12 protein-coding genes and 1 pseudogene are annotated in these 7,983 nt (G+C 42.9%); 11 read left to right on the forward strand and 2 right to left on the reverse strand.

Annotated elements, in window-relative coordinates; genetic code table 11:
* Nucleotides 1-271, forward strand: a 271-nt coding sequence (locus JCM25143_RS24345; RefSeq protein ID WP_234395286.1) for a hypothetical protein, incomplete at its 5' end; no start/stop codon positions are given.
* A gap of 11 nt (nucleotides 272-282) precedes the next feature.
* On the opposite strand, the gene JCM25143_RS24350 is transcribed toward JCM25143_RS24345, so the two are convergent.
* Both JCM25143_RS24350 and JCM25143_RS24355 read right to left on the reverse strand, forming a co-directional pair.
* Nucleotides 283-822: a substrate binding domain-containing protein gene (locus JCM25143_RS24350; protein WP_234395288.1), complete on the reverse strand. Its 540-nt coding sequence runs from the start codon at nucleotides 820-822 to the stop codon at nucleotides 283-285.
* Nucleotides 806-1,198 carry a LysR family transcriptional regulator gene (locus tag JCM25143_RS24355; RefSeq protein WP_234395289.1) on the reverse strand — a complete coding sequence of 131 codons (393 nt, stop codon included), beginning with the start codon at nucleotides 1,196-1,198 and terminating at the stop codon, nucleotides 806-808. The genes JCM25143_RS24350 and JCM25143_RS24355 overlap by 17 nt, the downstream gene beginning before the upstream one ends.
* A 172-nt stretch (nucleotides 1,199-1,370) precedes the next feature.
* On the opposite strand from JCM25143_RS24355, the gene JCM25143_RS21675 reads away from it, so the two are divergent.
* From JCM25143_RS21675 to JCM25143_RS21705, 10 genes and pseudogenes are all read left to right on the forward strand, one after another.
* Nucleotides 1,371-1,829, forward strand: a complete 459-nt coding sequence (locus JCM25143_RS21675; RefSeq protein ID WP_234395290.1) for a lipocalin-like domain-containing protein — start codon at nucleotides 1,371-1,373, stop codon at nucleotides 1,827-1,829.
* A 7-nt stretch (nucleotides 1,830-1,836) separates the two neighbouring features.
* Nucleotides 1,837-2,916, forward strand: a complete 1,080-nt coding sequence (gene citC / locus JCM25143_RS13615) for a [citrate (pro-3S)-lyase] ligase (protein WP_025861608.1) — start codon at nucleotides 1,837-1,839, stop codon at nucleotides 2,914-2,916.
* A complete protein-coding gene (gene citD / locus JCM25143_RS21680; RefSeq protein ID WP_025861609.1) occupies nucleotides 2,916-3,212 on the forward strand; it encodes a citrate lyase acyl carrier protein in 297 nt (98 codons plus the stop codon). The genes citC and citD overlap by 1 nt, the downstream gene beginning before the upstream one ends.
* 14 nt (nucleotides 3,213-3,226) lie before the next feature.
* The gene (locus JCM25143_RS19805; RefSeq protein WP_035371362.1) at nucleotides 3,227-4,075 is read left to right on the forward strand and encodes an aldolase/citrate lyase family protein; all 849 of its coding nucleotides are present in this window, start codon (nucleotides 3,227-3,229) and stop codon (nucleotides 4,073-4,075) included.
* Nucleotides 4,076-4,151: 76 nt separating this feature from the next.
* Nucleotides 4,152-5,602: pseudogene (citF, locus tag JCM25143_RS22880) on the forward strand (citrate lyase subunit alpha).
* Nucleotides 5,602-5,898: a citrate lyase holo-[acyl-carrier protein] synthase gene (locus JCM25143_RS25280; protein WP_081773592.1), complete on the forward strand. Its 297-nt coding sequence runs from the start codon at nucleotides 5,602-5,604 to the stop codon at nucleotides 5,896-5,898. The pseudogene citF and the gene JCM25143_RS25280 overlap by 1 nt, the downstream one beginning before the upstream one ends.
* A complete protein-coding gene (locus JCM25143_RS25285; RefSeq protein WP_369347376.1) occupies nucleotides 5,898-6,164 on the forward strand; it encodes a citrate lyase holo-[acyl-carrier protein] synthase in 267 nt (88 codons plus the stop codon). The genes JCM25143_RS25280 and JCM25143_RS25285 overlap by 1 nt, the downstream gene beginning before the upstream one ends.
* Nucleotides 6,164-6,532: a triphosphoribosyl-dephospho-CoA synthase gene (locus JCM25143_RS25290; RefSeq protein WP_081773594.1), complete on the forward strand. Its 369-nt coding sequence runs from the start codon at nucleotides 6,164-6,166 to the stop codon at nucleotides 6,530-6,532. Before JCM25143_RS25285 ends, JCM25143_RS25290 begins: the two co-directional genes overlap by 1 nt.
* Nucleotides 6,529-7,035 carry a triphosphoribosyl-dephospho-CoA synthase gene (locus JCM25143_RS21700; protein ID WP_081773595.1) on the forward strand — a complete coding sequence of 169 codons (507 nt, stop codon included), beginning with the start codon at nucleotides 6,529-6,531 and terminating at the stop codon, nucleotides 7,033-7,035. Before JCM25143_RS25290 ends, JCM25143_RS21700 begins: the two co-directional genes overlap by 4 nt.
* Nucleotides 7,029-7,964, forward strand: a complete 936-nt coding sequence (locus JCM25143_RS21705; RefSeq protein ID WP_081773596.1) for an AEC family transporter — start codon at nucleotides 7,029-7,031, stop codon at nucleotides 7,962-7,964. Before JCM25143_RS21700 ends, JCM25143_RS21705 begins: the two co-directional genes overlap by 7 nt.
* Nucleotides 7,965-7,983: the final 19 nt, after the last annotated feature.

Here is a 7,983-nt window from a genome sequence, read left to right on the forward strand (position 1 = left end):
GGTCATTCAGCGGGGGACAACACTCGATCTGCTCAAAACGCAGACCGAAAAAAAACTCAAAGAACCGTCAATCAAAGCGCCAAAAGCCAGAAATTACGCGCCAAGCGTATCAATCAAGGGTTCTTCGATACCTCCAGATTACAACCCCTTTGGGAATCTTTCACGATCCACTGAGAGCAGAAAGCCCTCTAAAATAAAGATGGAAAGGTATTTATGGTTATTTTTAATCATTGCTTCGTTAGAAACTTATATTTACCGTGATTCCAATTGAATACCAGAATATCACTGATAAAATTCTACGGTGTTTTTAATATAAATTTTTAGCTCTTCAAGTAGCAATCGAACGCTTTTTTTTATATGATTCCGCGATGGTAAAACTGCATAAAGTGGTACAGACTCACCTTTATATTGTGGTAAAATTCTTATCAAATTCCCATTTCTTAAACTTTCATACGCGTCACTGTATAGTTTATATGCAATACCTTCCCCCGACAAAGCCCAATCATGTACTATTTCCGCATTGTTGCTACTTAATGCCGGCTGTACGCTAACTACATGTGAAGTTGTTTCATTCTCAAGTACCCATTGATTTATTAATTCCATGCTTTTGTAACGACGCAAGCATAGACACGTGTGCTTTTGAAGGTCTTCAAGTGTAAGTGGCTCACCATTTTTTTCTATATATTCCGGCGACGCACAAAGGACTTTAACTGTCGTCGCAATTTTTGTCACTATGGACCCATTTGAGTCAGGCAAACCTAAACGAATAATTATATCCAGATAGTCATCAAAATCATAAGATCCTTCAGACGCTACGGCCAAGTTGAGTTGTAGTTGCGGGTGTTTTCGAAAAACTCGCAATAAACGGCGCTAGCTTGTGTCGTCCTAACTCTAAAGGCGCACCGATACTAAGTGAACCTTTGAGCGATTGATCAGACTGTATAACCTCGGACTCAAGTCGCTCATTTTCCTCGACAATCTTAAGTCCACCATCATAATATATCTGTCCACTATCACTTAGGTGGAAATGACGAGTATTGCGTATGATAAGGCCAATACCAAGGCGCTCCTCAAGTTTAGCTAATCTTCTGGAAACCGCAGCCGATGACACACTTAGACGTCTACTGGCTGCAGTTATGCTTCCTGCATCAACCAAAGACACAAAAAACGCAATATCAGTTAGATCATCAAGAGCCATCTAACGCATCCCCGATTACGTAAAGGAGGGACTTATAATCGTTACGTAGATACCGTTCCATTCATTTTTATTGCGTTTGCCGCAATAGTCATTTGCGTCACATGGGTCTGGTTATTTTTTCTTCAGTGTATATTTAAACATATATTCAAAAATTGTTGTTGAGGACCCACGAGTGAGCATTTCATTGCCTGTAATCACTGAGCCCGATGTCAACCTCGCACAGAAGATTGTTGGTACGTGGAAGCTTATGTCTTACCGCGTTGAACTGCAGGCTTCTGGTGAGTTTATCAACGCAATGGGTAGCCATCCGCGTGGGCGAGTTATTTTCACCGGTGATGGTTGGGTCGCCTTCAATTTGGAAGGTAGTGATCGTAAACCTGCTAATACTGAAGAAGATCGTGCTAGCCTCATGAAGACCTTAGTAGCCTATGTTGGTCGTTACAGAATAGAGGGAAATCAATGGGTTACTAGTGTGGAAACCGCATGGGCACCAGAGTGGGTGGGAACTGAGCAACGGCGTAACGTGACTATAACTGGCGATATAGCGGAAGTTGTTACCCCATGGAGGAAAATGCCTAATTGGGCGAAAAATCAAATGTCACGAAGTATTATCAAATTTACTCGCGCGTAATGACACAATGATGTTGCGCTTCGTTAGAAAAACACATTTTGCAGCAGTTTCTATTATTGTGATCAGCGGCGAGGATCTGATTGACTACCGTACAAGAATAGAGAAATTTTTGCAAAATAACGGCTTGGATATGGATGCCCGTATTGCAAAGTTTGTAGTTGCTATGAATGATTGTGACGCAAACATCGTCGCGTGCGCTGGATTAGATGGGAATATTGTAAAATGTGTTTGTGTTGATCAAACATATAGGGGTTCGGAATTAAGTCTCGTTATTGGAACGGAGCTTGTGAAGCAAGCATTTCAGGACGGGCATGATGATCTTTTTTTGTATACAAAAGAAAAAAACAAGCAGCGTTTTAATGGATGGGGGTTTTCTCCTCTTGTTGTTACTAAGGGGGGAGTAACATTTATGGAGTACAATAAGAGAAAACTAGAAAACTATTTGCAGTCTCTGCGGTCTAAAAGGACAAGTGGAAAATGCATAGGTAGTATAGTGATGAACGCAAATCCGTTTACAAAAGGTCATCGCTATCTTGTAGAGCGGGCTGCGGCCGAGTGTGATTGTGTCCATGTGTTCATGGTCAAAGAGGACGTTTCTTTTTTCCGTTATAAGGATAGGTTTAAATTAGTAAAAGATGGTCTTCAGGATCTAAATAATGTAATTTTACATCCTGGTTCTGACTACATTGTGTCACACGCTACATTTCCTCAATATTTTATTAAAGATAAACATCAGGTGAACCGGCAGGCCTCTGCTGTTGATGCCCTGATGTTCAGGCAGTATATCGCTCCAGCATTGGGGATTTCCGTTCGTTACGTTGGTAGTGAACCAATTGATGAAACAACATCAATGTATAATTGTGTTCTTAAAGAGTATTTAGAATTGTCGACGGGTAGTGCGCCACCCGTCGAGTTGAGAGAGATGAAAAGATTGGAGTGCTGCGGGTCAGTAATCTCCGCGTCTCGTGTTCGAGCACTTATGAAATCGGAATCTATTCGACCAATAGAGGCCTTAGTTCCGAAAAATACGTTTGTGTTCATAGAGAAATATCTTATGACCAGTCAGAAACAAAAGGAGTTTCTGTAATGAATCTTATACAAAAAGGTATCGCAGGAACATTAGAATCCAGCGATATTCTGGTTATCGTAAATCCACAAGCAGGTGGAGGAGTTCAACTGTCAATACAAAGTAAAGTAGAGAAGCAGTTTGGAGCCACAATCCGCAGGGTGATTGTAGAAAAACTAGAAGCCCTTGGCGTTACCGATGTCGTTGTGGATGTCAAAGACCAAGGAGCTCTTGATTGCGTTATCGCGGCTCGTGTTCAAGCTGCTGTCTATCGAGCAGCAGGTGTCGATAAAGTAAATTATGAGGTGTTGTCTTGAAGCTGCGACGGAGTATGATGTTCGTTCCAGGAGATAATGCAGGAATGTTGTCTAATTCCTATATTTATTTGCCTGACTCAGTAATGTTCGATCTTGAGGACGCAGTTAGTATCGCTGAAAAGGATACAGCTAGGCTTCTTGTCTACAATACTTTGAAAGCCAAAATTTATGGAGATATTGAAACCGTCGTAAGAATTAATGGTGTGGATACCCCATTTTGGGAAGCTGATTTGGAGATGGCAGTCCGTGGTGGCGCTGAGGTTATTCGGTTGCCTAAAACCGAAAATGTTAATGAAGTAAAAGAACTTGAAATTAAAATTGGAAAAATAGAAAAAGAGTGTGGAAGAGAGTTTGGCAGCACTAAAATAATAACTGCTATAGAATCTGCTAGTGGTGTTGTAAATGCCGTTGGAATTGCAGCGTGTAGCTCAAGAATGGTAGCGATAGCGCTCGCCGGATTTGACTATCTTGTTGATATGCAAACCGAACGTAGTTCAGGTACAGAACCTGAGTTGTTTTTTGCTCGAGCGACGGTTTTGCATGCGGCAAGAGCAGCTAAGATTGACGCTTTTGACGTTGCCTACGGCAATGTAAACGACGAAGAAGGTTTTATGAGAGAAGTAAATATTGCCAAAAATCTTGGTTTTAATGGAAAATCTCTCATTCATCCGAGGCAAATTGAGTTGCTGCATAAAGCGTATCAGCCGACGCAGCCTGAACTTGATCATGCAAGAAAAGTAATTGAGGCTGCAAAAACTGCAGAAGAAAAAGGTCTAGGCGTTGTGTCCCTGAATGGCAAGATGATTGATCCGCCTGTCATACAGGCCGCCCAGCGCGTTATTCTTCTAGCTGATTATTCTTGAGGTATAGACTGTGTCATACGATAAAAAACATGTGGAAAGCTTTTCCGCTGAAAATGGGTATAAAAAATTTCGTGGTGTGTTTGCAGAATCGCCACAGTTAGCAAGTAACGAAGAAAAGCACCATAGAAAGATATTTTCTTCAATAGAGAGCGCCGTAGCAGCCTCAGGCTTAAAAGATGGTGGAACCATTTCATTCCATCATGCCTTTCGCGAGGGCGATAAGGTGCTGATGAAGGTTGTAAAAGTTCTGTCTGATCTGGGTTTTAAAGATTTAACAATTGCCTCGAGCTCATTGTTAAACTGTCATGATGGTCTAATAGAGTATATAAAAACAGGCGTTATTACTAAGATATTCACCTCCGGACTTCGCGGAGAACTCGGCGAAGCTATTTCAAACGGATTGATGCAGACACCGGTTCAAATCCATTCTCATGGTGGCCGAGTGCATTTGATCCAGTCTGGTGAACTTGCAATCGATGTGGCGTTTTTAGGTGTTGCTTCGTCCGATGAGTTTGGCAACGCTAATGGTAGCATGGAGAACTCAGCTGTGGTTCATTGGGATATGCCAAAGTCGATGCACAACATGCGAGGTATGTCGTCGTATTGACACAGGAACTGGTCGATTTTCCTAATTATCCGGCCAGCCTTTCCCAGGATCAGGTCGATGCTGTGGTGACGGTAGAGGAAGTTGGTGACCCTTCATTAATTAGCGTAGGTGCCGCGCGACTTACCAAAAACCCACGGGACTTGTTGCTCGCAAGGATTGCAGCTTCCGTCATTGAGCACTCAGGTTATTTCAAGACCGGTTTTTCTTTACAGACGGGGTCGGGGGGAGCTGCAACAGCGACGACTATCTTTCTGGGAGACAAAATGACGCAACAAAATATCAAAGCGGGCTTTGCTCTAGGAGGCGTAACTGGTTCCATCGTTGATCTACTTAAAAAAGGCATGATTGGAGCGATCGCCGATGTTCAGTCCTTTGATATTGATGCCGCTCAGTCATTGCGTGACAACCCAGCACATAATGAAATATCCGCAAACCAATATGCGAATGCTTCGTCTAAAGGTACGTATGTGGACCGTGTTGATGTGGTTCTATTAAGCGCATTGGAGGTTGATATCGACTTTAATGTCAATGTTCTGACGGGTTCTGATGGCGTATTGCGCGGTGCTTCTGGCGGACATTGCGATGTGGCGGCGGCAGCTAATTTGACTGTTATCGTAACGCCGTTGCTTCGCTCTCGAATTCCTTGCGTTGTGGACAGTGTCAATACAGTCGTAACACCAGGACAAACCGTGGATGTCGTGGTGACCGATCATGGTATTGCCGTGAACCCGAACAACCCTCTCCTTGAGAAGAAACTCCGAGATGCCCGATTGCCAGTGACAAATATTAATAGCTTACGTGATATTGCTATTTCTAGAGCCGGGACGCCTAAACCGATTGAATACCTTGATAAAGTGGTTGCCATTGTACGTTATCGAGATGGCACCGTGTTGGATGTAGTTCGGCAGGTTAAGCGGTAATGACGGGGCGGGTCTTCGATTCTGATGGTTCTATTGGAAGTCCTGCCTCTTTTGATTCCATATTATTGTCTCGTGAATCAAGAGTAACTCGACAATATAATTTGTTGAAACGATACAATCTTCCGATAATTTCTGTAACTACGGTTTCTCCTGGGCCGATAAAACTTACAGAAATTTATAAAAATGTTTTTTATGTCGCACTCAGAGAAATAAACGCTAGGTTTAACCGTGATGGTCCTCAGGTAGTCAGCCAGAGCATCTCATACTCGGCGTCCGGTCCGGAAGCCAGTACGTAATACAATCTGAGGACGCAGTCAGTGTCAAAAGGGTAACTGTGGCTCTTGAGGATCTGCATCCATTAGGAAGGCTTTGGGACTTGGATGTAATTACTCCTGGGATGATGGTTGTTTCACGCGCTCAGCTTGACTTGCCTCCACGTCGTTGCTTGGCCTGCTCGAGGGACGCCCTTATCTGTGCGCGTAATCGAACGCATTCACTTGGTACGCTAAATGCTCAAATCAAACAGATTGTTAGAGCGTTTGAGAGCGAAGGTGAGCGGTGATGCTTAATGATAGAGTTCGCCTGTGCGCTCGAAATGCGCTGTTGCGTGAAATAGACCTTACACCGAAACCCGGATTAGTGGATCGGAACAATAATGGGTCTCATACTGATATGGATTACAATCTGTTCTGTATTAGTATTGAAACCATAACCCCGTTTTTTAGTATTTTTTGTCAGTACGGTCGTGAGACAGCTTTTAGTGTGGCACATACTACGCTCCCGGGGCTTCGGAAGATCGGCATAAAATGCGAAAGACAGATGTTAGCGGCAACAGGTCGTGTAAATACTCATAAAGGCGCTATTTTTTCATTGGCATTATTGTGTTGTAGCGTTGGCCGCTTGGAGGCGCGTGGACAGATTGCGATATAGATAATGTTTGTCGAGAAACCTCGCTTATATGTAGAGAGATAATCGAGACGGACTTTCATCTGTCTACAGCAAACACTCATCAGACATCTGGAGAAAAAATATATCGACAGTATGGTTTTACAGGGGCAAGAGGGGAGGCTGTTTCTGGTTTCGAAACGGTACGTTTACATGCATGGCCAACGTATAAGACGTCCATAATGAAGTATAAATCACGCGAAAAATCTGAACTTATTGCTCTAATATGCTTAATATCGCGGAATAATGATTCCAATATTATCGCAAGAGCGGGTTTGGATGGCCTTGATTTTGCTCGTGGCAGAGCTTCTCGGGCGCTGTCGATCTTGGAAGGCAAGGGGTACGAGGATTTTGTAAAAGATGTATGGGCGATGAATGGTGAGTTTGTGGCTCTTAATATTAGCCCAGGCGGTAGTGCAGACCTTTTGTCCGTTCTTGGTTTTTTGGAAAAAATTGACCAAGATATTTCTTGTGAGGCAGTATGTTAGAGACTATTTGTGGCGCAATATTTCCGATTGTTTTATCAATGGTTCTCGGGTATTTGGCAGCTTCTGCGGGAATGTTTAATAGAGATCAAGCGACAGCTATGAACCGTATGGTTCTAAAGTTTGCCTTGCCTTTAGATTTATTTGTTGGAATATCCAGGATTGATCGTCAACAAATTTTGAATTCACAAGCTTTTGCTGCGGTTATTATCGGATGGATGATTGTAAGCTTTTTATTAACTTACTGTCTGTCGAGATTTATTTTTAAACGCTCAGTGTCATTAGCTACACTTCAGGCTCTTGCTGTTGGTAATCCTTCAGTGCCTTTCGTAGGCTCTGCAGTTCTTGGTTTTTTGTTTGGTGGTAAGAGTGCGCTGGCGGTCTCACTAGCCAGTATGACTATTAATGTTGTATTGATTCCAATAGTATTTTTTCTTTTGGCTGGTGATAATGAAGAAACTATGGGCGGGTCTGGTGGATGGCTCGAGCATCTTAAGCAGGCGTTTAAGCAGCCAGTTGTTTTGGCACCACTGGTTGCTTTTTTCTTGGTTTTGTCAGGTGTGCCTGTTCCAAAAATACTAAACACATCCTTTGTTATGCTGGGAAAATCTACCGGTGGCGTGGCGATGTTTTCGGCAGGTATTCTTCTATGCCTTATGCGTCCTGTAATAAATAAAATGGTTATAACTTCGGTTTTTATTAGGAATATTGTATCTCCACTATGTGCGTGGGGTTTGGCGTTGGCATTGCATCTTCCGTCTTTTTATTTAAGGGAAGCTGTTATTACATTCGCAATGCCTTCAGCCTCTATAATTGTAATTCTATCCAGTCAGATTAAAAAAGGCGAACAAGAAGCAGCGTCGACAGTGTTCTTGTCAACGGTTGTTGCTATTTTCACGATGGGTGCAATGATTGCACTAACGGCTCCTTGAGCAGCATAACGAATGTGGA

The sequence above is a fragment of the Acetobacter papayae JCM 25143 genome (genome assembly GCF_000613285.1).
Classification (GTDB): Bacteria; Pseudomonadota; Alphaproteobacteria; order Acetobacterales; family Acetobacteraceae; genus Acetobacter; species Acetobacter papayae.

Coding starts and splice junctions, on each gene's coding strand:
- JCM25143_RS24355 (WP_234395289.1), bottom strand. CDS start 1,198: ATGGCTCTTGATGATCTAACTGATATTGCGTTTTTTGTGTCTTTGGTT.
- citC (WP_025861608.1), top strand. CDS start 1,837: ATGATGTTGCGCTTCGTTAGAAAAACACATTTTGCAGCAGTTTCTATT.
- citD (WP_025861609.1), top strand. CDS start 2,916: ATGAATCTTATACAAAAAGGTATCGCAGGAACATTAGAATCCAGCGAT.
- JCM25143_RS19805 (WP_035371362.1), top strand. CDS start 3,227: ATGATGTTCGTTCCAGGAGATAATGCAGGAATGTTGTCTAATTCCTAT.
- JCM25143_RS25280 (WP_081773592.1), top strand. CDS start 5,602: ATGACGGGGCGGGTCTTCGATTCTGATGGTTCTATTGGAAGTCCTGCC.
- JCM25143_RS25290 (WP_081773594.1), top strand. CDS start 6,164: ATGCTTAATGATAGAGTTCGCCTGTGCGCTCGAAATGCGCTGTTGCGT.
- JCM25143_RS21705 (WP_081773596.1), top strand. CDS start 7,029: ATGTTAGAGACTATTTGTGGCGCAATATTTCCGATTGTTTTATCAATG.